23 protein-coding genes, 1 tRNA gene and 1 pseudogene are annotated in these 25,928 nt (G+C 59.9%); 8 read left to right on the top strand and 17 right to left on the bottom strand.

Annotated features, from left to right (window positions below; translation table 11 throughout):
* Nucleotides 1-10 precede the first annotated feature (10 nt).
* Together ACQZ60_RS05920 and sseA are read left to right on the top strand one after the other, a co-directional pair.
* Nucleotides 11-748, top strand: a complete 738-nt coding sequence (locus ACQZ60_RS05920) for an alanyl-tRNA editing protein (protein WP_020811132.1) — start codon at nucleotides 11-13, stop codon at nucleotides 746-748.
* Between the two features lie 16 nt (nucleotides 749-764).
* A complete protein-coding gene (gene sseA, locus ACQZ60_RS05915) occupies nucleotides 765-2,186 on the top strand; it encodes a 3-mercaptopyruvate sulfurtransferase (protein WP_020811131.1) in 1,422 nt (473 codons plus the stop codon).
* Nucleotides 2,187-2,349: 163 nt separating this feature from the next.
* Here the strand turns inward: sseA and ACQZ60_RS05910 are convergent.
* Nucleotides 2,350-2,463, bottom strand: a pseudogene (locus tag ACQZ60_RS05910) (DNA-binding protein); the annotation flags it as partial.
* Between the two features lie 54 nt (nucleotides 2,464-2,517).
* Nucleotides 2,518-3,405 carry a DUF4344 domain-containing metallopeptidase gene (locus tag ACQZ60_RS05905; protein ID WP_020811129.1) on the bottom strand — a complete coding sequence of 296 codons (888 nt, stop codon included), beginning with the start codon at nucleotides 3,403-3,405 and terminating at the stop codon, nucleotides 2,518-2,520.
* A gap of 164 nt (nucleotides 3,406-3,569) precedes the next feature.
* Between ACQZ60_RS05905 and ACQZ60_RS05900 the strand changes: the two genes are divergently transcribed.
* The 3 genes from ACQZ60_RS05900 to ACQZ60_RS05890 all read left to right on the top strand — a co-directional run bounded on the left by ACQZ60_RS05900 (nucleotide 3,570) and on the right by ACQZ60_RS05890 (nucleotide 6,666).
* On the top strand, nucleotides 3,570-4,037 hold the full coding sequence (locus ACQZ60_RS05900; RefSeq protein ID WP_448734900.1) for a DUF1203 domain-containing protein: 468 nt from the start codon (nucleotides 3,570-3,572) through the stop codon (nucleotides 4,035-4,037).
* 97 nt (nucleotides 4,038-4,134) lie between these two features.
* On the top strand, nucleotides 4,135-4,470 hold the full coding sequence (locus ACQZ60_RS05895) for a PilZ domain-containing protein (RefSeq protein WP_003502271.1): 336 nt from the start codon (nucleotides 4,135-4,137) through the stop codon (nucleotides 4,468-4,470).
* A 207-nt stretch (nucleotides 4,471-4,677) separates the two neighbouring features.
* Nucleotides 4,678-6,666, top strand: coding sequence for a bifunctional 2',3'-cyclic-nucleotide 2'-phosphodiesterase/3'-nucleotidase (locus ACQZ60_RS05890; protein ID WP_020811126.1), 1,989 nt, complete (start codon nucleotides 4,678-4,680; stop codon nucleotides 6,664-6,666).
* A gap of 44 nt (nucleotides 6,667-6,710) precedes the next feature.
* Here the strand turns inward: ACQZ60_RS05890 and ACQZ60_RS05885 are convergent, their stop codons facing one another.
* Nucleotides 6,711-7,253, bottom strand: coding sequence for a DUF2087 domain-containing protein (locus ACQZ60_RS05885; RefSeq protein ID WP_020811125.1), 543 nt, complete (start codon nucleotides 7,251-7,253; stop codon nucleotides 6,711-6,713).
* 272 nt (nucleotides 7,254-7,525) lie between these two features.
* Nucleotides 7,526-8,494, bottom strand: coding sequence for a LysR family transcriptional regulator (locus ACQZ60_RS05880; RefSeq protein WP_003521584.1), 969 nt, complete (start codon nucleotides 8,492-8,494; stop codon nucleotides 7,526-7,528).
* 149 nt (nucleotides 8,495-8,643) lie between these two features.
* Between ACQZ60_RS05880 and ACQZ60_RS05875 the strand changes: the two genes are divergently transcribed.
* Nucleotides 8,644-9,261 (top strand): FMN-dependent NADH-azoreductase, encoded by a 618-nt coding sequence (locus ACQZ60_RS05875; protein WP_003521585.1) that lies wholly within the window; start codon nucleotides 8,644-8,646, stop codon nucleotides 9,259-9,261.
* 43 nt (nucleotides 9,262-9,304) lie between these two features.
* Here ACQZ60_RS05875 and ACQZ60_RS05870 read toward each other — a convergent pair whose 3' ends face one another.
* The 3 genes from ACQZ60_RS05870 to ilvA all read right to left on the bottom strand — a co-directional run bounded on the left by ACQZ60_RS05870 (nucleotide 9,305) and on the right by ilvA (nucleotide 12,349).
* The gene (locus tag ACQZ60_RS05870) at nucleotides 9,305-10,570 is read right to left on the bottom strand and encodes a GGDEF domain-containing protein (protein WP_020811124.1); all 1,266 of its coding nucleotides are present in this window, start codon (nucleotides 10,568-10,570) and stop codon (nucleotides 9,305-9,307) included.
* Nucleotides 10,571-10,687: 117 nt separating this feature from the next.
* Nucleotides 10,688-10,999: an HlyU family transcriptional regulator gene (locus tag ACQZ60_RS05865; protein ID WP_020811123.1), complete on the bottom strand. Its 312-nt coding sequence runs from the start codon at nucleotides 10,997-10,999 to the stop codon at nucleotides 10,688-10,690.
* A 75-nt stretch (nucleotides 11,000-11,074) separates the two neighbouring features.
* The gene (gene ilvA, locus ACQZ60_RS05860; RefSeq protein ID WP_020811122.1) at nucleotides 11,075-12,349 is read right to left on the bottom strand and encodes a threonine ammonia-lyase; all 1,275 of its coding nucleotides are present in this window, start codon (nucleotides 12,347-12,349) and stop codon (nucleotides 11,075-11,077) included.
* Nucleotides 12,350-12,429: 80 nt separating this feature from the next.
* Between ilvA and ACQZ60_RS05855 the strand changes: the two genes are divergently transcribed.
* Together ACQZ60_RS05855 and ACQZ60_RS05850 are read left to right on the top strand one after the other, a co-directional pair.
* Nucleotides 12,430-13,887 (top strand): TrkH family potassium uptake protein, encoded by a 1,458-nt coding sequence (locus ACQZ60_RS05855; RefSeq protein WP_020811121.1) that lies wholly within the window; start codon nucleotides 12,430-12,432, stop codon nucleotides 13,885-13,887.
* A 106-nt stretch (nucleotides 13,888-13,993) separates the two neighbouring features.
* Complete coding sequence (locus tag ACQZ60_RS05850; protein ID WP_003521591.1) at nucleotides 13,994-14,248, top strand: heavy-metal-associated domain-containing protein; 255 nt, start codon at nucleotides 13,994-13,996, stop codon at nucleotides 14,246-14,248.
* Between the two features lie 430 nt (nucleotides 14,249-14,678).
* On the opposite strand, the gene ACQZ60_RS05845 is transcribed toward ACQZ60_RS05850, so the two are convergent.
* The 10 genes from ACQZ60_RS05845 to ACQZ60_RS05800 all read right to left on the bottom strand — a co-directional run bounded on the left by ACQZ60_RS05845 (nucleotide 14,679) and on the right by ACQZ60_RS05800 (nucleotide 25,803).
* Nucleotides 14,679-16,172: an ABC transporter substrate-binding protein gene (locus tag ACQZ60_RS05845; protein WP_020811120.1), complete on the bottom strand. Its 1,494-nt coding sequence runs from the start codon at nucleotides 16,170-16,172 to the stop codon at nucleotides 14,679-14,681.
* 230 nt (nucleotides 16,173-16,402) lie between these two features.
* Nucleotides 16,403-17,413, bottom strand: a complete 1,011-nt coding sequence (locus ACQZ60_RS05840; RefSeq protein ID WP_003520823.1) for an ABC transporter ATP-binding protein — start codon at nucleotides 17,411-17,413, stop codon at nucleotides 16,403-16,405.
* Between the two features lie 12 nt (nucleotides 17,414-17,425).
* Nucleotides 17,426-18,508: an ABC transporter ATP-binding protein gene (locus tag ACQZ60_RS05835; RefSeq protein WP_020810436.1), complete on the bottom strand. Its 1,083-nt coding sequence runs from the start codon at nucleotides 18,506-18,508 to the stop codon at nucleotides 17,426-17,428.
* A 139-nt stretch (nucleotides 18,509-18,647) separates the two neighbouring features.
* Nucleotides 18,648-19,553 carry an ABC transporter permease gene (locus ACQZ60_RS05830; protein ID WP_020810437.1) on the bottom strand — a complete coding sequence of 302 codons (906 nt, stop codon included), beginning with the start codon at nucleotides 19,551-19,553 and terminating at the stop codon, nucleotides 18,648-18,650.
* A complete protein-coding gene (locus ACQZ60_RS05825; protein ID WP_020810438.1) occupies nucleotides 19,543-20,487 on the bottom strand; it encodes an ABC transporter permease in 945 nt (314 codons plus the stop codon). The genes ACQZ60_RS05830 and ACQZ60_RS05825 overlap by 11 nt, the downstream gene beginning before the upstream one ends.
* Nucleotides 20,488-20,560: 73 nt before the next feature.
* The gene (gene cueR, locus ACQZ60_RS05820; protein ID WP_003520818.1) at nucleotides 20,561-21,049 is read right to left on the bottom strand and encodes a Cu(I)-responsive transcriptional regulator; all 489 of its coding nucleotides are present in this window, start codon (nucleotides 21,047-21,049) and stop codon (nucleotides 20,561-20,563) included.
* 11 nt (nucleotides 21,050-21,060) lie between these two features.
* Entirely contained in the window at nucleotides 21,061-22,071 is a 1,011-nt protein-coding gene (locus tag ACQZ60_RS05815; RefSeq protein ID WP_269830969.1) for a 2Fe-2S iron-sulfur cluster-binding protein, read from the bottom strand.
* Nucleotides 22,072-22,083: 12 nt separating this feature from the next.
* Nucleotides 22,084-24,588, bottom strand: a complete 2,505-nt coding sequence (locus ACQZ60_RS05810; RefSeq protein WP_448734899.1) for a heavy metal translocating P-type ATPase — start codon at nucleotides 24,586-24,588, stop codon at nucleotides 22,084-22,086.
* Nucleotides 24,589-24,753: 165 nt separating this feature from the next.
* Nucleotides 24,754-24,839, bottom strand: a tRNA-Leu gene (locus ACQZ60_RS05805).
* A 235-nt stretch (nucleotides 24,840-25,074) separates the two neighbouring features.
* Complete coding sequence (locus ACQZ60_RS05800) at nucleotides 25,075-25,803, bottom strand: nuclease (protein ID WP_448734898.1); 729 nt, start codon at nucleotides 25,801-25,803, stop codon at nucleotides 25,075-25,077.
* Between the last annotated feature and the right edge of the window lie 125 nt (nucleotides 25,804-25,928).

Below are 25,928 nucleotides of genomic sequence, written 5' to 3'. Positions count from 1 at the left end.
ACATGCCGAAATGCCTGTGAATGCCCTGTTCCGTGACGATTTTTATCTTTCCACCGCAGAAGCGATCGTCACGGCGGTGCATGAGGATGGCGGCATAGAGCTTGACCAGACCTGCTTTTACGCCACTTCCGGCGGCCAGCCGGGCGATAGCGGTTTTCTCGAGCGGGCCGATGGTTCGCGCATCGAACTCGGCATCACCAAAAACGGTGCCGACAAGAGCGTGATCGTCCATGTGCCGCTTGAAGGCCAGTCTTCCCCCGAGATCGGCGAAAAACTGACCCTGCATGTGGACTGGCCGCGTCGCTACAAGCTGATGCGCATGCACACCGCCTGCCATCTGCTATCCGTCGTCTGCCAGTGGCCGATCACCGGAGCCGCCGTCGGCGAGGATGAATCGCGTGTCGATTTCGACATGTCAGAAACCATCGACAAGGACGAAGTGACGGCAAAGCTGATGGAGCTGGTAAAAGCCAACCATCCGGTCTTCCTTCAATGGATCACCGACGAGGAATTGCAGGCCAATCCGGGCATCGTCAAATCCAAGAATGTGCGCCCGCCAATGGGCCTTGGCCGGGTCAGCCTCGTCTGCATCGGCGAAAATTCCAGCATCGACAGCCAGCCCTGCGGCGGCACCCATGTTTCCGAAACGCAGGAAGTGGGCGATATTCACATTGCCAAGATAGAAAAGAAGGGCAAGGAGAACAGGCGGTTCCGCATTCGTTTCGGCGCGCCTGAAGCTGTTGCCTGAGATTGGGAGAAACATCGTGAGCACGGATAAGAGCCGTTTCGTCGTTTCGGCGGACTGGGTGGAAAAGCAGCTCGGCACGGCCGGGTTTCGTGTCGTTGATGCCTCCTGGTATCTGCCGGCGCACAAGCGCAACGGTGCGGAAGAATTCGCAGCCGGCCATTTGCCCGGCGCGGTATTTTTCGATCAGGACAAAATCGCCGATCATACCACCGGCCTGCCGCATTCCCTGCCCTCGCCGGAATTCTTCGCGGAACAGGCTGGCGCGCTTGGCCTCAGCGACACCGATACGATCGTGGTTTACGATGGTCCCGGTTTCTTTTCCGCGCCGCGCGTGTGGTGGATGCTCCGGGTGATGGGCGTGCGCAAGGCCTATGTGCTGGATGGTGGTCTCGACGGCTGGAAGCGCGAAGGCCGGCCGCTTGAGGCGGGTACGCCGGAAATCGAGCCGGCAACCTTTACGCCTGACTTCAACGAGAAGCGCGTAACCTCGCTTGGCGCCATGCGCGGCATCGTCGACAGCGGTGAAAAGCAGATTGCCGACGCCCGTGGCGCCGGACGCTTTACCGGCGACGAGGCCGAACCGCGTGCCGGCATGCGTTCCGGCCACATGCCCGGCGCGCGCAGTCTGCCCGCGACAGCCTTTTCCGAAAACGGCCACTTCAAGGACCTCACCGCCATCCGCAAGATGGTGACCGATGCCGGTATCGATCTTTCGAAGCCCGTCGTCACCAGTTGCGGTTCGGGCGTCACCGCCGCCGTCATTACGCTGGCGCTGGAATCGCTCGGTCACAAGGATAATTCGCTTTACGACGGCTCATGGTCGGAATGGGGCGGATTGCAGGATACGCCGGTGGTTACCGGTCCGGCGGATGCAATCCCCACATTGTCGCACGGACCGCTGAAGGCGCATGTGACGCAGCTGGAAATGACGGCGCCGCCGAAGGTCAGCCTGCCGATCCCCGTGAACATCCAGACGGCGCTGATGCGGGTCAACAATATTCCCCTGCATTTCTACCGCTATCTTTACTGGCGGGTGGGGAAACGCTGGCACTGGCAGAAGCGCATGCGCATGAGCGATGCGGAGCTTTCCGCCATTCTGCGCGATCCGAAAAACAGCGTTACGGTTCTCTATATGAACGGTGCGCCCGCCGGTTTCTTCGAACTGAACAAGGCGAGCGACGAGGTGACCGAGCTTTCCTATTTCGGGCTGCTCGAAGAGGCGATCGGCGCAGGCGTCGGCAAATGGTTCCTGTTGCAGGCGCTTTACGCCGCCTGGCAGGACAATCCGCAACGGGTGACGGTGACCACCAACACGCTCGACCATCCGCGCGCGCTGCAGCTTTACCAGATGATGGGCTTTTCGCCCGTCGGCACCTATGAGGCCTGGGTAGAGCCGCTTGCCGATACAGAGCTTCTGGAGATATCGCTGCGCAACTGAGTAGCGCCATTGAGAGCAACGCGTGCCATTCTCCGATAAGGAGTGTCTGGTCCCCACCCCCTCATTCCTGTGCTCGTCACAGGAATCCAGTCAGCCCAAATCCTTGGGCTGAAAAGGACTCTCTCGCCGCGCAGACGCGCGTCGGCTAGATTCCTGTGACAAGCCATTGGTGCAGCTCTTCGCCGTTTACACCCAGCGGGTTCTGCAGGCTCTGGTCTGGCCCCGCGCCGTATCCGTCAAGCGAGATGGCGAAATTGCGAACGACAACCTTCGGCATGGCACTCTCCTCCCATATCGGGAAGCCAGATTGCCAGCGTCCGGCAATCCGGCCTCAGATTTCCCGTTCCAGATTAGCGGCGGCGGTCGGGATTTGCCCGCCGGCAGCGCCCTTGTCTTCCGTGACGGTGTTCAGCAGGTGATCGGCAATCAGTTCCGCCTGGAACTTGCCGAGTTCATAGCAATAGGTGATCTCGCGCTTTTCCGCCGACCAGTAGACATCGGGACGGCCGCAGGACTTGGCCGTCAACTTGACGTCCCCCTTCAGGCCATAGCTGCTGAAACTGCGGCTGATGAGATCGAGAACCTTCGATTCCTTGATCATGATGGCGTAGGGCTCAAGGTCCGGGTCGCGCGGCGGCACGTAGCTGACGGAAAATCTGGAAGGCGTCTGGCTGCGGTGGGGCGCGAGAAAACTCTCCCAGGCCGAAGCAACGCCCGGATAGGCGGCGGCGCATTTGTCGAATTCGGCATTGTTGAGCCCCATCATGGCGGCCAGATCGCCATAACCGTCCTTGTCACGGCCGACCATCAGGCAGGCCATGTTGCGATCGCGGCTCCTGTCGGGCACCAGCGCAGAGAAGACCGGGGCTTCGTGCTCAGGCAAGGTCTCCGCCTCACGCGCCAGATACCAGCTGTCCGTGGCATTGACGAGCGCGGTGTCGAGCCATTCCTCGTTGGCCTGGAGGATGAGCGTGCCAGCCAGTTGATCGGCCGGCGCCTGCACACTTGCCGTGTCCGCCGTTCCGAAATCCGAAATCAGCATGCGCGCGCCCTCGTGATATAGCGAGAAGATCGCATTGCCGATGACGAAATTGACCGCCTGCTGAAGCTGTTCGTCGGACAGGCCATCGAGACCGGAGACGACCTGCGCCTCGGCCTCAAGCGGAGCCGTCAACGAAACGAAAGCCAGCGGAACGGCGGCCAGAAAACGACGTAACATAAAATCAGACCTTCCGGGAACGAGGAGCGTCACTGATTCCCGAAGCTAACGAGTCACGCAATGGGCTGGTTGCATCGCCTGTCAAGAATCGGGTGGATAGTGATCCGTTTCGGGACCATAGCTGCAAAGAAGCAACGCCGATCCCAACCAAGGAGGTCTCCGCCATGACCGATCTCGTTTTCACTGCAATGCCGGCTAAGGAAGCCGAAGCCTACCGGGCGGGAGCCGCCGACGCCTATGGCAATCCGCCGGAGAAAGCCGTTTCTCCCGGCGGCATGCCCTGCCGCCACTGCCTTTCCCAGATCGGGGAAGGCGAAGGGATGCTGATCCTCGCCTACCGGCCCTTTCCCTCGTTGCAGCCCTATGCGGAAACGGGCCCGGTGTTTCTGCATGCCGACGCCTGTGAGCGCTATCCGCAGACGCAGGCCATTCCGCCGATGCTGGACAGCCCCGATTATATCGTGCGCGGTTATGGAGCCGATGACCGCATCGTCTACGGCACCGGCGCGGTGACGGCGACAGGCGAGATCGTTTCTCGCGCGCGACACCTTCTTGAGCGCGCGGATGTCGCTTATGTGCATGTGCGCTCCGCCCGCAATAATTGCTATCAGTGCCGTATCGACACAGCATAATCGGCAATTACATGCAATTTTAAGAGAAGAACTAAACGGCTCTCAAGCTTTCCGCGCCATGATGCAGGTATCGGAAACAATTGATTTGAGCAGCAAAATGACAAACAACCTCAATATGGCGACACGGACCGCGCCCCGCAGCAAGACCAGGATTTTTGCGACCGTGCATTATTTCAGCCAGTCGACCAGAGGGCGTGTGGTCGATCTTTCCGCCACCGGAATGGCGCTCGAGCTGGACGGACCTTTCGCCGCCGCCAAGGGCAGCCGGGTCAAGGTGCAGAGTGAGGATCTGGGCTTCATCGAGGGCGTCGTGCAATGGCAGCACATGAACCGCCTCGGCCTGCAGCTCAAGCTTTCCACCAACACGCTGGCGCAGCTCTCCTCCTATTTCCGCTTCTTCCACGAAGAGGTGAAGCCGACCCTCGCCCGCTGATCCAGGGCACAGCAATGCGCAGAGCAAACGATGCGCATTCTCCGGTGCGGCGACACCTGCGCCGCACTCCCGTGATAAAAAATTTATCAAACGGTTGAAAACCGGCCCATCTGTCACGGGCCTGTCATTTTGGTGATGGACTCCTCTGCGATTGCTTCTACCCTGTCATTTTTCAAGACAGAGCAAGCTTCATCCGAAGGAGTTCCCATGTCGTCGCTTCTCGCTCTCCATCCCATTACCCGGCGTTCGCTTCTGGGCGGCATTGCAGCCTCCTCGGCGCTGGTGATGCTGCACCCTTTTGCTGCGCGTGCGGCGGCCAACCAGGCGCATCTGCGCATCATGGAAACGACCGATATCCATGTTCACGTCTTTCCCTATGATTATTACGCCGACAAGCCGAACGACACGATGGGACTGGCGCGCACCGCCTCGATCATAGACACCATCCGCGCCGAAGCCGGAAACTCAATGCTGGTGGACAATGGCGACTTCCTGCAGGGCAACCCGCTCGGCGACTATATCGCCTATGAGCGCGGCATGAAGGCCGGCGACAAGCACCCCGTGATCAACGCCATGAACGTGCTGGGTTACGATTGCGGCACGCTCGGCAACCACGAATTCAATTACGGTCTCGACTATATGTCGAACACGTTGGCGGGTGCGGGTTTCCCTTACGTCTGCGCCAATCTCACCAAGGGTCAGCTTGCTTCCGATCCGAAGAACGACGAACTGTTCTTCAAGCCCTATGTCATTCTGGAAAAGCAGATCCGCGACGGCGGCGGCGTGACGAGCCCGGTCAAGGTCGGCATCATCGGCTTCGTGCCGCCGCAGATCATGATGTGGGATTCCAAGAACCTCGAGGGCAAGGCGCAGACGCGCGATATTGTCGAGGCGGCGAAAGCCTGGGTTCCGGTCATGAAGGAGGAAGGGGCGGATATCGTCATCGCCCTTTCCCATTCCGGTATCGACGGCAAGGGCCAGACCGAGCGCATGGAAAACGCCTCGCTTTATCTGGCGGGTGTCGAAGGCATCGACGCGATATTCACCGGCCACCAGCATCTGGTCTTCCCCGGTCCGAAGACCTGGGACGGCATCGAGGGTGCAGATGCCGTCAAGGGCACGCTGATGGGCAAGCCGGCGGTAATGGCCGGTTTCTGGGGCTCGCATATGGGCCTCATCGACCTGCTGCTCGAAAAGGACGGCAAGAGCTGGAAGATCGTCGACTTCACCTCCGAAGCCCGGCCGATCTACCACCGCGACGAAAACCGCAAGGTCGTCGCCGATTTCACCGACAAGGCGGAAGTCCTCGCCGCCGCCAAGACCGATCACGAGGCTGCCCTTGCCTATGTGCGCCGTCCCGTCGGCAAGACCTCCGCACCGCTCTATTCCTATTTCGCGCTGGTGGCCGACGACCCTTCCGTGCAGATCGTCTCCAATGCCCAGACCTGGTACATCAAGGACATGCTGAAGGAAGGGCAATATAAGGATCTGCCCGTGCTTTCGGCAGCAGCCCCCTTCAAGTCCGGCGGCCGCGGCGGTGCGGATTATTATACCGATGTCCCCGCCGGTGACATCGCCATCAAGAATGTCGCCGATCTTTACCTCTACCCCAACACGGTGCAGGCGGTGCTGATCAACGGCGCGCAGGTGAAGAACTGGCTGGAAATGTCGGCGGGCATGTTCAATACGGTCGAGGCCGGCGCAAAGGATGCGCCGCTGCTGAATGCGGACTTCCCGTCCTATAATTTCGATGTCATCGACGGTGTCACCTATCAGATCGACATTTCCAAACCGGCGAAATTCGACAAGGACGGCAAGGCCGTCAACCCGGACAGCAACCGCATCGTCAACCTGCAATTTGAAGGCAAGCCGATCGATCCCGAACAGAAATTCGTGGTGGCGACCAATAATTACCGGGCCAGCGGTGGCGGCAAATTCCCCGATATCGCAGGCGACAAGGTGATCTTCGTCGCCCCCGATACCAACCGCGACGTGATCGTGCGCTATATCATCGATCAGGGCACCATCAACCCGTCTGCGGATGCCAACTGGTCCTTCGCGCCGGTGGCCAATACCACGGCGATCTTCGAGACCGGCCCCAAGGGCCGCCACTACGCGGCCGATATCAAGGGCGCAAAGATCGAGGATGCCGGCGACGGCGCGGAAGGTTTCGCGAAGTTCCGTCTGGTTCTTTAACGATAGAGGCCCTCCCGCCGACTTGTCGTCGGGAGGGCATTTCCCTATTCGCGCCCACCGAGCGCTCGCAGCAGAAGCGGCAGTTCCAATGGCGGTTTCTGCTCGATGCGCCGATAATCGCTGCCGTCACGGTTACGGCGGATGAGCTTGAGGCCGACCATATCGCGCCTCAGCATGGCCGCATCCCCGAACAGGTGCAGACTATCCAGAAAGCTGCTGAATTCGCGCTCGGAAAAGCTCCGCCCGGCGGGAATTTTTGCCCATAGATACCAGAGGCACAGTTCCTGCTGGGAGCGGCGGGCCGGCCATTGCATCAGCCGGCCTGCGGCGTCGAAGACACGAACGGTCTTCAGCACCCTGCCCTCATTAGCTGCCGGCAGCATCTCAGGCCGGGATGGTCCGCTGTCATCGGATGGCTCGCGCGAGGCTCGCAAGTGCTGGAAATTTCGGAACCCGGCAGCCCGGCTCAGAAGATTGAGCATCTCCACATGGCTTGGCTTTCGGTCCAGCCTGCCGATCTGTTCGCGGACGGATTTGGCGAAAGTCGAGAGGTCGGCGATATCAATGGAAAGGATCGAACGTGGCATGACTTACCCTCAAGTGCCATTCCGAAAAGGTGTCGCTGATCGCCGGCTTCCGACATGGCACGGGATAAGTGCTGTCAAACTTTAAAAATGCAGGTTTAGCTTCCCTTGCGGGACGGCGATGCCTCGGTGAACTGCTGACCGTGATTTAGGTATAGGCAGGCGACCCGCCCACGTCAATTGGCCTTGCTGGCATAGCGCCGAGGTTGCCGCACGTTTCTTCTCCCCGCCGGGGAGAAGGTGGCCACGCTCGGTCCAGATATAATTTGACAATGTCACTCAGCGGCGACAGAAATGCTCCTCTGCTTGTGCGCCGCAAGCATCCCGTTGAAATCCTTGTGGTTCGGGCAGGCAGAGAGGCGTTGCTGAAATGCTTCGGCAAGCCATTGGCCGGCAGGGCCAGCAGGTGAATCGACCCGCCGCAGCGCAAAGAGCGGATATTCGCCCTGTTCATAGGCTTCGAGTTCAAGCGCCTTGAGGCTGCCATTGGTGATGTCGTTCCGCACGATCGATGCGGGCAGGCCGCCCCAACCCAGACCGCCCTTGATGAGCTGGTATTTTGTGGCGATATCGCTGACCCGCCATGTCTTGTAGGAAAGCACATTGAAATCGCGGCCCTTGGTCAGGCCGGATGCATCGGTGACGACAAGCTGAACCTCCTCGCGCACATCGGCAAGCCCCAGCGGCCGCTCGATCTGCGCCAACGGGTGATCCGACGCGACGACCGGCAACATGAAGGAATGGCCGACCTTTTCGACGACGAGTTCATCGTCCTGGCGCAGCATCGCCCCGCCAATGCCGATACCTGCCTTGCGGGAGAGCACCATCTCCATGACCATGCCCAGCTCGCCGACATTGAGGCTTAGGGTGACGGTTGGGAATTGCTGGCGAAAATCCCGCAGCACGGCCACCATGGCCTCCGCCGGCACCATGGTGCTGATGGCGACCGAGAGTTCCGCCTCAAGCCCCTGCTTCAGCCCCTTGGCGCGGGCGCGCATCTCCTGCAGGCCGGCGACGATGCGCCTTGCATCCTCCAGCATGGCGCGGCCTTCATCCGTCAGCTTCGGCTGGCGCACGCCGCTGCGCTCGAACAGCGTCACTTCAAGCTGCGCCTCGAGATTGGCGATGGTGTAGCTGACCACCGACTGGGCACGATTGAGCGCCCGTGACGCGGCGGAAAAACTGCCGGTCTCGGCAACCGTCAAAAACACCTGCAATTGATCGAGTGTTGGGTTCGCGTCCATGTCCCATCCATTTCATCGATAGATTGCTTCCACATTATCACAGTTTTCTTGATGGCAGTAATTTTTCATATAGAGCGCAAAGGAAGGGCATCGTGCTCTCCCGCCCTCCCAAGGCGCCCGTCAATTCATCGCATATGCAAGGAAAGACCATGTCCAACATTCTTCTCATCACCTCCAGCCCGCGTGGCGACGAATCGGTTTCGAACAAGTTTGCCGGTGAACTCGCAAACAAGCTGAAGGCCAAGTCGGCTTCCAACACCCTTGTCCACCGCGATCTCGCTGCTGACCCGATCCCGCATCTCGACACCGTCAAGACCGCCGCCATTCGCAAGGCGCCCGACCAGCGCACCGCCGAAGAAGCGGTTGCCGCCGATTATTCCGACAAGCTGGTGACCGAGCTTCTGGCAGCCGACACCGTCGTCATCGGCACCGGCCTCATCAATTTCAACATTTATTCCGGCCTGAAGTCGTGGATCGACAATGTCGCCCGCGCCGGCCAGACCTTCAAATACACCGAAACCGGCCCGGTCGGCCTCGCCACTGGCAAGAAGGTCTACATCGTTCTGGCCGCTGCCGGCGTTTACTCCGAAGGCCCGGCCGTATCGATGAACCATGCCGTTCCTTACCTGAAGACCGTTCTCGGCTTCATGGGCATGACGGATGTGGAAGTCATCTATGTCGAAGGCCTGGCATTCGGTCCGGAAGCCGTCGAAAAGGCTGTGGCTGCCGCTGAAGCCAAGGTTGCCGAGCTGGCGCAGGCCGCCTGAGGCACATCGAATGTCGGGCTGATGCCGGCCAGGATTGCCGGTATCAGCCGACCCACATTCCGTAACGGCCGTGGACCTGATCCCGGCCGTTATTTTTTGCCGCATAGAGCCGCGCATCGGCCTCCGACAAGAGCGCACGGAAAAGCTGTCCATCCTCGAAAGCGGTGGCGACGCCGATACTGACGGTCAGCGGCGAACCGTCCGGCCGCTGCAGGTCCGCAAGGATCGCGGCCCGGAGACTGTCCGAAAATGCCAGCGCCGTTTCATGCGTCATCGCCGGCAGGAGGGCCACGAATTCCTCGCCGCCGAAGCGGTAAAGATGCCCCAGCGGCTGCACGGCACGCTTCAGGACGGCGGCGAATTCCCGCAAGATCTCATCGCCCTGCAGGTGCCCGAACGTATCGTTGACGGTCTTGAAATGATCGATATCGACAATCAGCACGCTCACCGGCCGCTTTTTCTCCAAGCACTCCACGACGACGGACGGCGCATCGAGCTCCATGCGGGCGCGGTCCGATACGCCGGTCAGCATATCGCGTCCGGAGCGGGACAGCAGTTCCTCGTAACGTTCCCTGAAAGTGAGATCATTGAAGACATCGGCAACGCTGCGGCGTGTCAGAAAGCGGCCCTTGGCCGATGTTAGCCAGAGATAGGTGGCAAACAGCAGCGAATAGATGCCGACTGCCGCCATCTTCGCCTTCCAGCCATCGTAAAAGACATCGAGAGGTGCGTTGAACAACAATCGCAGCGCCCCATAAAAACCCGCCTGATCGAAGCTCAGGATAACGACGCCGCAGATCGCGAAGCGCAGCACGATATGGCGCTGCAGATAACGCCCCAGCTTTTCGTAAAACAGGATGATGGCGATGGCGTCGATATAAAGCAGGCTGGTTCCCCAGACCATCAGCACACCCATCTCATCCAGAAATGCGGTGCTGACCGATTGCCCGGGAACGATCGCCACCGTCTGATGGAAACGGATGATCTGCGCCATGGCGACTGTCACTATATTGCCGAGAAACAGCCCGTAGATCGGCTGTCGAACGACCGCCGCGTCCTCCCGCATATAGAGCATGAGGATCATCATCAGCTTGCCGGCAAAAAGGATCGAGGAGCCGGGCGACGCCACACCGAACGGCAGCTGCACGTAAAAGACGGCCGCCAGATAGGTCTCCAGAAAATGCATGACGCCCAGCGCGGTGAGAAAAACACCAATGCCGAGAATATGCCGGTAATGAAGGAATGCCGTCATTACCGAAAAATAGACGATGGCCTCCGTCAGAAAGAGGGCCAGATTTGCCCATTGCATCGGCACATGCCCTATCGATCCACATCGCGCGGGTTGATTGGCGCGACTCCATGCTCTCTAGAGACGATAGGCCGAAGCAAACAACGGAATCTTAATATCCGCGGCAAGAATGCGTCATCATTTTCCTGGGAAAAGCGAAGCGCCGTTCTGGTCGATGATGAGCTTCGCCTTGCGGATCGTGAACTCAACCGCATCGTCCATGCTGGTGAAGACGTCGGCGCGCACGAATTCATGCACCAGCACTTCATCGCCAGCCTTTTTTTCGATGCGGCCCGCCAGGCGGAACTGGCCGCCTTCCTTGATCGGCGTCGCATAGATCAGATAGTCGCCATGCGCATGCGGCTCCGCCTGGGCCGTCTTCTGCGGCGCGTCGGAGGACGGCTGGCCGGAGCCGAAGGCCGAGAGGATTTTGGAAAAAAACGATGCCATGGCTTTCACTCCCTCAATCTGTGTCACGTTTGAAGGGCGGAGGCGATCCGCCCTTCCCTGCCTTTCGCTCCCCGATCAGATGATCAGGTTCGACAGGATGTCGTTTTCGGTGATGTCCTCATAACCGAGACCGGCGGCTTCGAAGCGCTCCAGCAGCCCGGCGAAGTTTTCCTTCGCGCTGGTTTCGATGCCGATCAGGATCGAACCGAAATTGCGGGCCGATTTCTTCAGATATTCGAAACGGGCGATATCGTCATCCGGGCCGAGCAGGTTGAGGAAATCGCGCAGCGCGCCGGGGCGCTGCGGCAGGCGAAGGATGAAGTATTTCTTCACACCCGTATAACGCATGGCGCGTTCCTTCACATCCGGAAGACGCTCGAAATCGAAATTGCCACCGGAAACCACGGCGATGACCGTCTTGCCTTCCAGCCTCTCGCGGCCGAGCTTTTCCAGCGCGGCAATCGCCAGTGCGCCGGCCGGCTCCAGCACCACGCCTTCGAGGTTCAGCATCTCGATGATCGTCACGCAGATGGCGTTTTCCGGGATGAGCATGACCTGCTCGGCCGGAAAATCCTTCAGGGCCTTGAAGTTCAGGTCGCCGATGCGGGCGACGGCGGCGCCGTCGACGAAATTGTCGACCTTGGTGAGCGTCACCGGTTCGCCGCGTTCGAGGCTTTTCTTCAAGCTCGGCGCCCCTTCCGGCTCGCAGAACACGAAGTTCTCCTTGCGGACCGTGCCGGCGAGAAAGCCCGAAAGACCGGCAGAAAGACCGCCGCCGCCAACGGGCATGACGACGATATCCGGCTTCGTGCCTTCCGGAAGCTGATCCATGATCTCGGCGGCGACGGTCGCCTGGCCTTCGATGATGTCCTCATGATCGAAGGGCGGCACCATGTAGCCGTCATTGTCCTCAACATATTTGCGGGCGGCGGCATAACACTGGTCGAATATATCGCCCACCAGACGGATGCTGATGAATTCGCCGCCGAAGATGCGGGTCTTTTCGATCTTCTGCTGCGGTGTCGTCACCGGCATGAAAACAACGCCGTGAACACCGAAATGACGGCAGGCGAAAGCAAAGCCCTGAGCATGGTTGCCGGCCGAAGCACAGACGAAAACCTTGTTCTTGCCGGCCTTGGCCACCGCCTTGCGCAGGAAGTTGAATGCGCCTCTAATCTTGTAGGAACGAACCGGGGACAGATCCTCACGCTTCAGCCAAATCGACGCGCCATACCGACGGCTGAGATGTTCATTCAACTGCAACGGCGTTTCCGGGAATATTTCCCGCACTTCTCGCCGCGCTGCTTCCACAAGCTGCTTGTCCACGATAGTCAATCCATTGAAATTCATAATGGCACCCGCTATGCCATAGGAAGACGTCCGAGACAAAGACTCATTTCAGCGCGGCAACAAACTCCGGGTTTCATTTCTTGAACAGCAACCTTCTGCGCTCGGTCATATATGTGGCGTCCATCTTCGGGCTTTACATGGCGACGGCCATGTTCCTGCCGGCGCTCACCGATCTTTATTACGGCAATGACGACTGGATGGTGTTTGCGCTGTCGGGTTTCATGTGCGGGGGCTTTGCGCTTGCCTGCGCGCTGGCGACGCGCGGGCCGATTGCGGCCTTCAACAAACGTTTCGGCTTTCTGCTCGTCAACCTGCTCTGGCTGGTGTTTTCCATTGTCGGCGCGGTTCCGCTTTACCTGTCCGAACTCAACCTGACGCTCGGTCAGGCGCTGTTCGAATCCGTTTCCGCCATTACGACGACGGGATCGACAGCCATTGCCGGTCTCGACAACGCGCCGCAGGGCATCCTTCTCTGGCGTTCGCTGCTATGCTGGCTTGGCGGTATAGGTATCGTGGCGCTCGGCCTCTTCATCCTGCCGCTGCTGCGCGTCGGCGGCATGACCTTCTTCCGCATGGAATCTTCCGATACCGGCAACGACCGGCCTTTCGCGCGGCTGGCGAGCTTCACCCGGGCTTTCGTGGCCATTTACATCATCATGACGCTTGCCTGTACGATCGCTTACGATTTTGCCGGCATGTCGCATTTCGATGCGCTGAACCATGCCATGTCAACGGTCGCGACCGGCGGTTTCTCCACCCATGACGCTTCTTTCGCCTATTTCGACAATACGGCGCTCTTGTGGATCGCCACCATCTTCCTGATCTTCGGCAGCCTGCCCTTCTCGGTCATGATCCTGCTTGCGGTGCGCCGCCGGCTGGAAACGCTGCGCGACCCGCAAATCGCCGTCTTCCTCGGTTATCTCTGTGCGATCTCGATTGCGGTTGGCGTCTACCATCATTTCAGGAACGGCGTGCCGCTGGATGACGCGCTCAGCCATTCCTTCTTCAATATGACCTCGATCCTTTCGACCGGCGGCTTTGCCAGCGACGATTATACGCTCTGGGGGCCTTTCGTCGTCGTCGTCGCCTTTTTCGCAACCTTCATGGGCGGCTGTTCCGGCTCGACGGCAGGCGGTATCAAGGCCTATCGTTTTCTCATCATGTTCAACGTGGTGCGCGCCGGGCTGAAGAAGCTGATCTATCCGAACGCGGTCTATTCGGTGCGTTACGGCCAGCAGGTGGTCGATCCCGATACGATCCGGACGATCTTCCTGTTCGTCAGCTGCTTCATCGCCCTGTGGATCGCCGGCAGCCTTGCCATGAGCCTGATGGGTTACGATTTCCTGACCGCCACCTCGGCCGTTGCGACCTCGCTCGCCAATGTCGGACCCGGCATCGGCCCGATCATCGGCCCGGCGGGCAATTTCTCCACTATCAGCGATCCCGCCCTTTATCTCCTCTCGGTCCTGATGCTGCTCGGACGTCTGGAAATCCTGACGGTTCTGGTGCTGCTGATGCCGATCTTCTGGCGCAGCTGATGTCATGGCACACTTGTTGAGCGCCAGCGAATAAAGCGCTTGACCTTCCCACGTTGGAATAGTCCAGGCTGCTCCTGTTAGAATTCCAAACCATGGAGAACCGCCTATGTGCACCGCTCACCAGCATCACGCCGAAACCACCACGGCACCGGTTGATGCAGACCTTTCTTTTCACGTTGAAGACATGACCTGCGGTCACTGCGCCGGAGTGATCAAGGGTGCGATCGAAAAGACCGTTCCCGGCGCTGCCGTGCATGCCGATCCGGCAAGCCGCACGGTTGTGGTTGGCGGCGTCTCCGATGCAGCACGTATTGCCGAAATCATCACCGCTGCGGGCTATACGCCGGAAGCGCGCGCCTGATCCGAAGAGATACCGGCGGCGCTTCATCCCTGCAGCCGCCGGATCGCCCCACCTGCCCCGCTTCACGCTGCATTATGTGACGGGTTTTGGACGGCATCCGTCCCTGTTTCCTCCCCGATGGCGAATGCCCTCTCCCTTTCGATCAGGGATAACGGAGGAGATTTTTCCAGTTTAATAAAGCGAATCATCCACATGCCGTCACACCGGCCTTGTGAAGCTGTCTGTTCCCCTCCTCCGTCATTCCGGCCTTGAGCCGGAATCCAGCCAGCCCAAGTCCTTGGGTTTAAAGGAGTCTTCCCGCCGTACAGACGCACGTCGGCTGGATTCCGGCTCAGGGCCGGAATGACGGAGGAGAGGTTCAGGGGCTTTATCACAAAAAGACCCGGCTCTTGCGAGCCGGGTCCCTCTCAATCAGCACCATCACACCAACTTACTTCGTTGCCAGATCCTTGGTCATGACAAAATAGTTCAGCGGATGCGGCTTGTAGTTTTCGAGCTTTGCCGAATAGGCGTCGAACACGGTCTCGTGGATGAGGAAGACGGAGACGGCTTCGTCATAAATCTTCTTCGCCGCTTCGCCGTAAATGGCGTAACGCTTGGCGGGTTCACCCGCCGAATAGGCGGATTTGATCAGCTTGTCCGTCTCCGCATTGCAATAATGCGAAATGTTGTAGCTGCCGCCGCAGGTGTAGTCGGCATTCAGGAAACCGGCCGGTTCGGCGACATCGGTGGCGTAACCGCGAGACAGCAGCGCCATGTCGAAGTTGCCGGCCAGCATATCGGGCTCGATGGCGCTGTAATCGGCAACGCGGACATCGACCTTGATGCCGATTTCCTGCAACTGCGCCTGGATGATCGCCGCGACGTCCTTGAGTTCGGTCTTTGCGGTATAGGCAAGGAGCGTCACCTTCAGGCTGCCGGGTGCAACGCCCGCCTCTTTCAGCAGATCCTTGGCTTTTTCCACGTCATAGGCGGGTTTGGTTTCCTTTGCAGCCCATGGTTCGCCGGCCGCAAAAGGCATGGTCGCGCCCTTGACCACGCCTTCATAGATACTCTCGGCGATACCACCCGTATCGATGGCGGCCTGGATCGCCTGGCGCACCTTGATATTGTTGAAAGGCGGCTTTGAATTGTTCAGCAGCAACTCGGTGATACGCGGCGACGGGATTGGCGCGACCTTGACGCCATCGGTGGATTCGATGGTCTTGACCGTCCATGGCGGCACGAGCCGCGAAACCTGCGCTTCCCCGGTTCGAACCTGGGTGGCGCGTGTGTCGGCATCGGGCACGAAATTGACACGGCCGCCGGAAAGTTTCGGCATACCGCCCCAATAGTCGTGATTGGCCGTCAGAACCATATGCTGGCTGGGATCGACCTCGCTGATCTTGAAAGGTCCGGTGCAGGTTCCGATCGGATCGACCTTGCCGTCCTTATAGGCGGATGGAGCAAGGATGGAGGTGGCGGGGCTTGCCATCTGCGCCGGCAGCAGCACAGAGGGTTCGATCGTCGTGATCTTCACCACATCATCGCCGCCAGCTTCGACGGCGGCAATCAGCTTCGGAGAGAAGGCACGGGCGGGCACGGGTGCTTTTAAGAGATTGCTGAGTGCATTGACCGCGGCCTTGGCATCGAGCGGTTCGCCGTTCTGGAACTTGACGCCCTTGCGCAGCTTGAATTCCCACACCTTGGGATCAGTCTGCTTCCAGGACTCGGCGAGGCTTGGCTCCAGCTTCATGTCATAACCGACACGCACCAGGCTTTCGAAACAACCCGCACGCGAGCCGAGATAGGCGTCGTCGGAAGCCATCTGCCAGCCGGTCTTCACACCGAAATTATCGTCATAGGTAATCGTGGCGGCCTCTGCCGCATGCGTTCCAAACGAAACCACAATGGCGCATGACGCCAAAAGTGCGTGCTTCATCATAGAATATTCCCCTTTTATTTTTGATGACAACGCTCACAATTCGTATATTTTCACGAAATTTCACTCAATCATTACAAAGGCAATAAGAATACCCTATGGATATCTCTCGATTATCCATTCGAATATTATCTATTTTACGTTTTGTACTCGGAATTTTATTCCGATATTAATCCGCAAACACACAATTCATCTGTTTTTACGGCAACAGAAAACTGTAACTGCGTTGTCCGTCAGCCCCATTCCCGCCAGCGATGGCAGCGCGCGAAATGCTCGCCGGAAACGCCTTCCAGAACGGGTTCCACCTCGCCGCATATCTCGGTCGCATATTTGCAGCGGGTATGGAATTTGCAGCCGTTCGGAGGATTGAGAGGGCTCGGCAGATCGCCGTCCAGAAGCATCTCCGGTGCATATAACCCCGTCTCGTCCAGCATCGACGATGCTATGAGAGCCTTGGTATAGGGGTGCTTCGGCGCCCGGAAAAGTTCCTCCCGGTCGGCGATTTCAACGACGCGTCCGAGATACATCACGGCGATGCGATCGCAGAGATAACGCACCACGCGCAGATCGTGGGAAATCATCAGAACCGTCAAACCGTGACGGCGCTTCATGTCCATCAGAAGGTTCAGGATCTGCGTGCGCATCGAGGCGTCGAGCGCCGATGTCGGCTCGTCGCAGACAAGGAAGCTCGGATTGAGGAGCAGCGCACGGCCGATGACGACGCGCTGCAACTGGCCGCCGGAACACTGGCTCGGATACCGATCGTAAAAAGAGCCATCCAGGCCGACCTCTTCCAGCATCCGGAAAACCCGGGCCGTGCGCTCCTCACGCGTGCCGATGCCATGTTGGGCAAGCGGCGCTTCCATGCTCTGGCCGATACGCATGCGCGGATCGAGTGCGGAATAAGGGTCCTGAAACACCAGTTGCACGACCCGGCGCATACGCCGAAGCGCCTCGCCCTGCATGTGCAGCATATCGTTCTGCCCGATGCTGACCTCGCCTTTCGTTGCGTGGGTCAGCCGCGTAATCAGCCCGGCAACCGTGCTTTTGCCGCATCCGGATTCACCGACGAGACCAAGCACTTCCCCCTCGCCGATCGTCAGGGAAACATCGTCGACGGATTTCACCACACGGTGACCGAAGCCCGATATGGGATAATATTTGCAGAGGTTCTTCGCGACCACGAAGGGCCGCTTGCCGTTTTCCGCCGATGGCGGGGTCTGTGTCGTCGCTGTCGCTAGCATCGTCGCCCTCCCTCAGCAGACCGTGTGACCGGCATGATCGTGACCGGTATGATCGTGGTTGGCATGGTCGTGACCGACCGCCCAGCACCGCGCCTTGCGCCCTTCGGGCAAGGCATTCAGATCCGGTTCCGAGGCCATGCAGCGGCCGCTCATGCCTGCCGAATTGGCAAGCGCGCAGCGCGGATGAAACCGGCAGCCGCAGGACATGTCATGGGCCTGTGCACTGGAGCCGGGGATCGTCAGTAATTGCCCCTCGCTGTCGGTGGTCAAAAGCGAACAGCTGATGAGCGCCTTGGTATAGGGGTGCTGCGGCGCCTTGAGGATCGCCTGGGTCGGCCCCTCCTCGACGATGCGGCCGGCATACATGACCGCGATCCGGTCCGCGAAGGCGGCAACGACCGAGAGATCGTGCGTGATGAGCAGCGTGGCAAGCCGGCGCTTGCGGCGCTCGTCGTCGAGCAGGCGCAGGATTTGTGCCTGGACGGTGACATCAAGCGCCGTCGTCGGTTCGTCGGCGATCAAAAGCTGCGGATTGCCGGAGAGTGCGGCCGCAATCATCACACGTTGTGCCATGCCGCCGGAAAGCTCATGCGCAAAGCACTGCGCCCGCGCCGAAGGATCGGGAATGCCGACGTCCGACAGCAGACCGACGACCCGGTTAAGTGCGGCGTGCCGGCTCATTTTACGGTGAATCCAGAGCGGCTCCGCCACCTGCGTCCTCACCCGACTGGTCGGGTCGAGCATGGCCTGCGGCTGCTGGAACAGCATGCTGATATCTGCGCCGCGCAGCGCATCGAGTTCGGAAGATGAAAGAGCGAGAATATCGCGCCCGGCAAAGGAAATACGGCCGGAATTGATTTCCGCGCCCTGCGGCAAAAGCCGCATTAGCGACAGCGCCGTCATGCTCTTGCCCGACCCGGATTCGCCGACGAGAGCGACGACTTCTCCGGCGTTGACGGAAAGCGTCAGGCCCGAAATAACAAACTTGCGGCCATTTTGCGCCGGCACGGAAACGTGCAGGTCTTCTATCTCCAGAAGCGGTGCGCATTCAGGGGACATGGCCGTATTGGCAAGCGTTTGTCCTTCGATATTCATAAGAGTTCCCCTTATTTTTATTGAATCGGAGGCATTGCGTATTCTTCATGCGGCTTCAGACGATATTACTCTCCTTCCGGTTCCGTTGCGTCATCTATGTTTGACAATCGTCAAATCGACCATTGCCCGTTGGCAGGCGTCAATGACCGTTGGTTTTTTTCGTTTCCAGGTTAAGGCCATGGCCGATCCACGTCACGCTGAGCGCCGCCAGGAAAATCGCCAGACCCGGTGCGATGACGAGAACGGGCATCCGCTCCGCGTAAGCCTGCGCATCGGCCAGCATCAGCGCCCAGTCGGCGGCCGGCGGCTGTACGCCAAGGCCCAGAAACGACAATCCGCCCACCGTGATCAGCTTGTGGCCAAAGCGCAGGAACGCCACGGCCGCAATGGGCCAGATCGTGTTGGGAATGATATGCCGGAAGATGATGAAGCGCCGTGTGCAGCCGAGCACCTCTGCCGCGCGGATATATTCGCGGGAATTGATCGAGAGCGTCAGCCCCCGCGCCAGCCGCGCAAAAGGTGTCCAGCCAACGATGGTCAGCGACGCGATCAGCGTGCCATATCCCGGACCGAAAATGGCGACGAGGAAAATCGCGATCACCACGTCCGGTATGGCGATGAGCAGGTCCACGATGCGCATCAGCACTTCGTCGAGGATGCCACGGCTGCGGCCGCTGATGATGCCGATGAAGGTTCCGATCACGACCGACAGAATGACGGTGATGGCGGCAATCGTGACCGTGAAGCGGCCGCCGATCAACAGCCGGCTCAAGACATCGCGCCCGAGATGGTCCGTCCCAAGCCAATAGGCGGCGCTCGGCGCATTCAGCCTGAGCCGAAGGCTCTGCTTTGCCGGATCATAGGGCGAAATCCACGGTGCGATCACCAGCAGCAGGATGATGACGAGAAAAATCGCCGATCCCGCATAGAAGGTCCAGTGCCGACGTCGGATGAAATCCGTGAACCGGGCGAGGTTCGAAGGGCGCTTGGGCGTGGTCATCGGCATGGCGGCGGCAGACGCGCTCGGGAAGTGGCTAATGGTCATGGTGAGCTCGCATTGCTGGATTGATCAGGACATAAAAGCTGTCGGCCAGGGTATTGATCAGGATGGAGAGCGCCACGATGCAAATGAAACCGCCCTGCAGCATCGGAATATCGCGATTGACCACGGCGTCGTAGAGAAGCCGGCCCATGCCGGGAATGGCGAAGATCACCTCCACGACCACCGATCCGCCAAGCAGGCCGGCAAGCCACAGGGCGAAGAAGGTGACCACCGGCAGCGAGCCGTTGCGGATACCGTGGCGCATGACCGTGCCATGCATGCCGAGACCGCGGCTGCGGGCCGCCGTGATATAGGGCGCGCGCAGCACCTCGGCCATTGCCGCGCGCGTCACCTGGGTGAAATAGGCAAGCGGCCGCAACGTCAGGGTCAGGGCGGGAAGCACCAGCGAACGCCAGCTATCCCATCCGGCCGAGGGTAACCAGCCGAGATAGAGCGCGAAGACCAGCGCCGACATGGGCGCAAACCAGTATTCGGGCGTTGCAACGAAGGTCTGGATCATCAGCGTCGCAAAATTGTCCAGCCGACCGCCGGGACGCATCGCCGCCAGGGTGCCGAGCGGCAGGGCGACGGCCACCGCGACCGCCAGCGCCGTCAGCGCCAGCGTCACCGACACCCAGAGCGATCGCAAAAGCTCGGCGGCGACCGGCTGGCTGCTGGTGAAGGAAAATCCGAGGTCGCCCCGCAGCGCGCCCGACAACCATGCGAAATATTGCACATAGAGCGGGCGGTCCAGCCCGAGGCTGACCCTGAGCGCCTCGACCGCATGCGGATCGAGCGCCGTATCGCGCATGCGCGACATGAGAATGGTGCGGGCCGGATCGCCGCCCGCCATATAGGGCAAAAGAAACGCGATGACGGACACGATCGCCAGCATCAGGCACAGAATAAGGAAGCGCTGTATTATCTGTATCCACATGGCTTGGTCTCCTTCACCACAATTGGCGTCTGCACTGCAATCCACGCCCGTTTCCCAAACGGAAAACGGCCGCTTATTTCACCGGGCGCTGTAGATCCATCACCGGACCGGAGGTGCCCTTCAGCATTCCGGTGCGCTTGGGCACGATGGCCACGGTCGTAAAATCGATATCCTCGGCATGGGCGAGATCATGGATGATCGGGCAATCCGGCTCACCGTTGTCAGGGCAATAGGTTGCAAGATTTCGCAGCGTGTCGGCCATCTCGCGAAGCGTATGCATCTTTGCTTCCAGATCGACGACATGTTCCATGACGATGCGTTTGACATCGCAGGAGGCGCCGCCCGGATCGCGCCAGAGCGTCATGAGCTGCCTGATCTTTTCGATGGAAAAACCGAGATCTCGTCCGCGCCGGATGAAACGCAGCGTTTCCAGATCATTGGCCGTATAGACCCTGTATCCGGACTCCGTACGGTTTGCCGATTTGATCAGGCCGATTGTCTCGTAATGCCTGATCATCTTCGCAGAAACACCGGATGCGGTGGCGGCTGTGCCAATATTCATCGATCCTGCTCCTATCTTTCCGGGGTGAAAAACACGTCTGCATGAATGTCGGCGGTGCGCATGCCGCGCGCCAGAAGCTGCGGCACCGTCGCCTCGATCATGGCCGGCGGGCCTGCAATATAGGCTTTCCAGCCATCGAGATCGTCGAAATCATCCGCCACGGCCGCACCGACATAACCGCACCGGATATCGGCATGTTCCTCATGCGAGAGAACCGGAACGAAACTCAGATTGCCATGCCGCGCGACAAGATCGCCGAAGCGGTCGAGCATATAGAGATCACGCTCGGCGCGCGCGCCGAAATAGACATGAACCGGTCGTTCGCGGCCCGTTGCGAGCGCCGCCTCGACAACCGCTTTGACGGGAGCGAGCCCCGAACCGCCGGCAATACCGAGGATCGGCCCGCAATGTTTTTCCCGCAGGAACGAAGAGCCGAAAGGCCCGACTATCGTGACGGGATCACCCGCGCTTGCGAGCGAGAAGATGCGGCCGCTCGTCATGCCGCCGGGAACATGCCGGATGTGGAATTCAATCAGTTCCTCATCCACCCTGCTGGCAATGGAATAATCGCGCGGCGAACAGTCAGGATAAAGCAGGCGCACATATTGTCCGGGTTTGAAGGTAAACTGCCCGCGATCGTCAAGCCGGATGCGGATGAGCTTGATATCATGCGTGGCATCCACCGCCTCCGCAACCACGCCCTCAAAGCGGCCGGTCGGAATATCGGCGATCTCATCCGCCCCGTCGAGCCAGCTGATCGTCATATCGCTCAACGGCACGGCCCGGCAGGCAAGCGTCAGGCCATCGGCTTTTTCCTCTTCGGTCAAGGAGAAGGGTGTATGCTTGAGAAGATCGATTTCGCCGGAAATGAGATGAGATTTGCAGGCGCCGCAGCGGCCCATGCGACAGCCATGCGGATAGGTGACCCCTGCGGCCAATGCGGCCTGAAGCACGGTCTCACCCTGCGCCGCCATGATGCTGCGTCCGATCTGCGGCAGATAGATTGTGTTGCCAGGCGTCATCATGTTCGCCTCCTATTCGGCCGCTGCGAGCTGCATGCCGGACGATCTGTCCACCAGCGGCGCGCGGAAGCTTTTCAGGCGCAGCGCGTTCGTCAATACGAAGACGCTTGAAAGCGCCATGGCTCCGGCGGCAAGGACAGGCGACAGCAGAACGCCGTTGACAGGATACAATATTCCGGCCGCCACCGGAACGAGAGCGGCATTGTAAGCGAAGGCCCAGAACAGGTTTTGGCCGATATTGCGGATCGTGGCCTTGGAGAGCGCGATGGCGTTGGCCACACCGCGCAGATCGCCGGACATCAGCACCACATCGGCGCTTTCAATGGCGACATCCGTGCCCGTGCCGATGGCGAGGCCGACATCGGCCGCGGCCAGCGCCGGCGCATCGTTGATGCCATCGCCGACAAAGGCGACACGTCGCCCGCCGACGGCAAGCCTCTTGACGGCCTCCACCTTGCCGTCGGGCAGCACTTCCGCAACAACCTCGTCAATGCCAAGCCGACGGGCAATAGCTTCAGCGGTGCGGCGATTGTCACCCGTGATCATCGTGACCTTGAGGCCGAGCGCATGCAGCGCCGCAATCGCTTCCGGGGTCGTCTGCTTGACCGGATCGGCAACCGCGACGATCGCAGCCAACCTGCCATCGACGGCGGCGTAAAGCGGCGACTGCCCCTCCCTGCCCAGCCGCTCGGCATCGGCTGCGAACATCGCGACATCGTAACCGAGCTTGGTCATGAACCGGTCCGCGCCCGCTTCCACCCTGCGGCCGTCGACCATGGCTGCAACACCAAATCCGGGGGTTGCCTCGAAGCCTTCCGCATCGGCAAGCGTCAGGCCGCCATGTTTCGCAGCCTCGACGATCGCTTCAGCAATCGGATGTTCGGAATGGTTCTCCAGCGAGGCGACGAGGCGCAACACCTCATCCGCATCGAAGCCCTCTGTCGTGGTAAAATGCACCAGTTTCGGCTTGCCGAGCGTCAGGGTGCCGGTCTTGTCGACGGCGATCACATCGGCATCGCGGAGCGTCTGGAGCGCATCGCCGCGGCGGAACAGCACGCCCATTTCGGCGGCGCGGCCGGTGCCGACCATGATCGAGGTCGGCGTGGCAAGGCCCATGGCGCAGGGACAGGCGATGATGAGCACCGCAACCGCATTGACGAGCGCGAAGGTCAAGGCCGGATCGGGCCCGAACATGAACCAGACGATGAAGGTAGCGAGCGCTGCCAGCATCACCGCCGGCACGAACCAGTTGGTCACCTTGTCCACCAGCGCCTGAATGGGCAGCTTGTCGGCCTGCGCCTCCTCGACCATGCGGATGATCTGGGCGATCAGCGTATCGGCGCCGACCTTGGTGGCGCGGAAGGTGAAAGAACCGTTGCGGTTGACCGTGCCGCCGACGACTTCGGAACCCGCCGCCTTGGTGACCGGCACCGGTTCGCCCGTGATCATCGATTCATCGACATAGGAAGAGCCGCTGAGGACCAGCCCATCGACCGGTACTTTCTCGCCGGGGCGAACGACGATCACATCGCCGGTGCGCACATCCTGCAACGGCACATCGATGGTTTCGCCATCGCGCAGCACGCGGGCGGACTTGGCCTGCAGGCCGACCAGCCGCTTTATCGCCTCGCTGGTGCGGCCTTTGGCACGCGCTTCGAGGAACCGTCCGAGGAGGATGAGCGTGACGATGACCGCCGCCGCCTCGTAATAGACATTGGCCGTGCCGCTCGGCAGGATTTTCGGCATGAAGGTTGCGACAACCGAAAATCCCCAGGCGGCGGCGGTGCCCAGCACAACAAGCGAATTCATGTCCGGCGCCAGCCGCAGAAGTGCGGGTATGCCTTTCTTGAAGAAACGAAGGCCGGGCCCGAACAGAACCAGCGTCGTCAGCGCAAATTGCAGATACCAGCTTTCCTGCATGCCGACCGCTTCCATCACGAAATCATGGATGGCGGGCACCAGATGCGACCCCATTTCCAGCACGAAAACCGGTAGCGTCAGAACAACGGCGACGGCGAGGCTGATTTTGAGGCTGCGCAGTTCCGCCTCGCGCTTGTCCTGCTCTCCATCCGTGGCTTTGTCGGCAACAACCTCATTCGCCTTATAGCCCGCCCGTTTGATGGCATCCGCCAGATTGGCCGCAGAGGCGGCGTTGCCGGCGACGCGGATGGTGGCACGTTCCGTCGCCAGATTGACGCTTGCACCGGAAACACCGGATACGGCCTTCAACGCCTTTTCGACACGTCCGACGCAGGAGGCGCAGGTCATGCCCTCAATATCGAGTTCGATGGTTTTCTCTTCGACGCTGTAACCGGCCTGCCACACCGCCTCGATAACGGCCGGCACATCCGGCGGTCCGGAAAAGGAAATGTCGGCACGTTCCGTTGCCAGATTGACCGATGCTTTCAGAACGCCCGGCACCTTGGCAATCGCCTTTTCCACGCGTCCGACACAGGAGGCGCATGTCATGCCATCGATCGCAATCTGATGGCTCGCCCGGATCTCCATTTGTGACATGCGTATGACCCCTCTTTTCTGTGTTAAAAAAAAGATAGGGCTTCCCATCGTGGCAAGGTCAATAGGTTCTTTTTGATGATTTTCAAGTGACGATGCCGTGCACGTGAACGGGTGTTTTACGCCGGCTCAGAAGGTGGACACAGACGATAAGTCAGGGGAAAAAAGTGGTGCGGACGGCGGGACTTGAACCCGCAAGACCAATGGTCGGCAGATTTTAAGTCTGCTGCGTCTACCGATTTCGCCACGTCCGCATTGCCGCGCCGCTTACCGTTTCGGTCGGGGCGCTGCAAAAAATCGTCATGCTTCTGGCGCCCGGCATTGGGGCCGGTCCCAAACACGACTGAGCCTCATCTACACAGGCCGAACCGTTTCGGTCAACGGGGCCTCGGAGCATTTCCAGGAAAAGTGGAACCCGGTTTTCCGTCCGGAAATGCGGCAAACAAAGAGCTGGAACGTTTTTCCGATTCGAAGAAAAGCGAGAACGCTTTAGCCACACCAGGACTGATTTTTTGCCGATGCCGGATGCGCGAGCCCTTCCCGCACGAGTTGATCGGCGAAGGATACGCCCGAACGCGAAAGCCGTTTGCGTTCCGTGGCTTGCCCACCCACAGCAGCGGAGGACCCCACATCGAAGGCGCCGGCATTCAGCATGTCGCGAAGCCTGACCTTCGCGACGAAGCCGCGCTGGCGCTCTTCCATGCAGCGCGCCCGGTCGATCTGCGGCACTTCTATGCCGGCAAGCTGCATTTTCACGCCCTTCATCCAGAAGGTGTTGCCATCGGCCACGCAATTGTTGAGGCCGGAACGACCGCAAAAGGCAAATGTACCGCTTTTTTCACCGAGCGAGATTTTTTCGACCGAAGGACGGGTTTCCGGCAGGATAGCGGCGACCTGGCTCGGCTGCGAGACGGATGGCATGGCGATCGGGCGCGGCGGCACCGGGCCGTTGCCGGGCAGAGCCGGCGATGCGGGGCGAATGGACGCCACTTTTTCCGGCGTGACGGAATCGCGTTTGGCCGCCGTCGCGACTTTCGAAGAACTCGTAGCCGGAGATGTCGCCTTTGCAACATGACGCTGCGGCAAAAGACTGTCGCGATGTTCGTAAGCCTGAATGCCGCCGGCAACGACGCCCAGCATCAGCACCCAGGGCCAAACGCTGCCGCCACCCGATTTCTTCGCCGTGCGGCGTCGTGCTGTCGATTTTCGATTGCTCACGATCGGACTCCTTTTTACGGAGCCGCATTATCGGCCAAAGGAGTTTCCGAAAGGTTGGCATTGCCGGGCGTTTTCGTTTTTCAGAGAATCGGGAAAACGCCCTAACCCCTTGTTTTCTCGATTTC

It is taken from the genome of Agrobacterium sp. 22-223-1, assembly GCF_053522385.1.
This window is presented reverse-complemented; position numbering and strand designations above follow the sequence as displayed.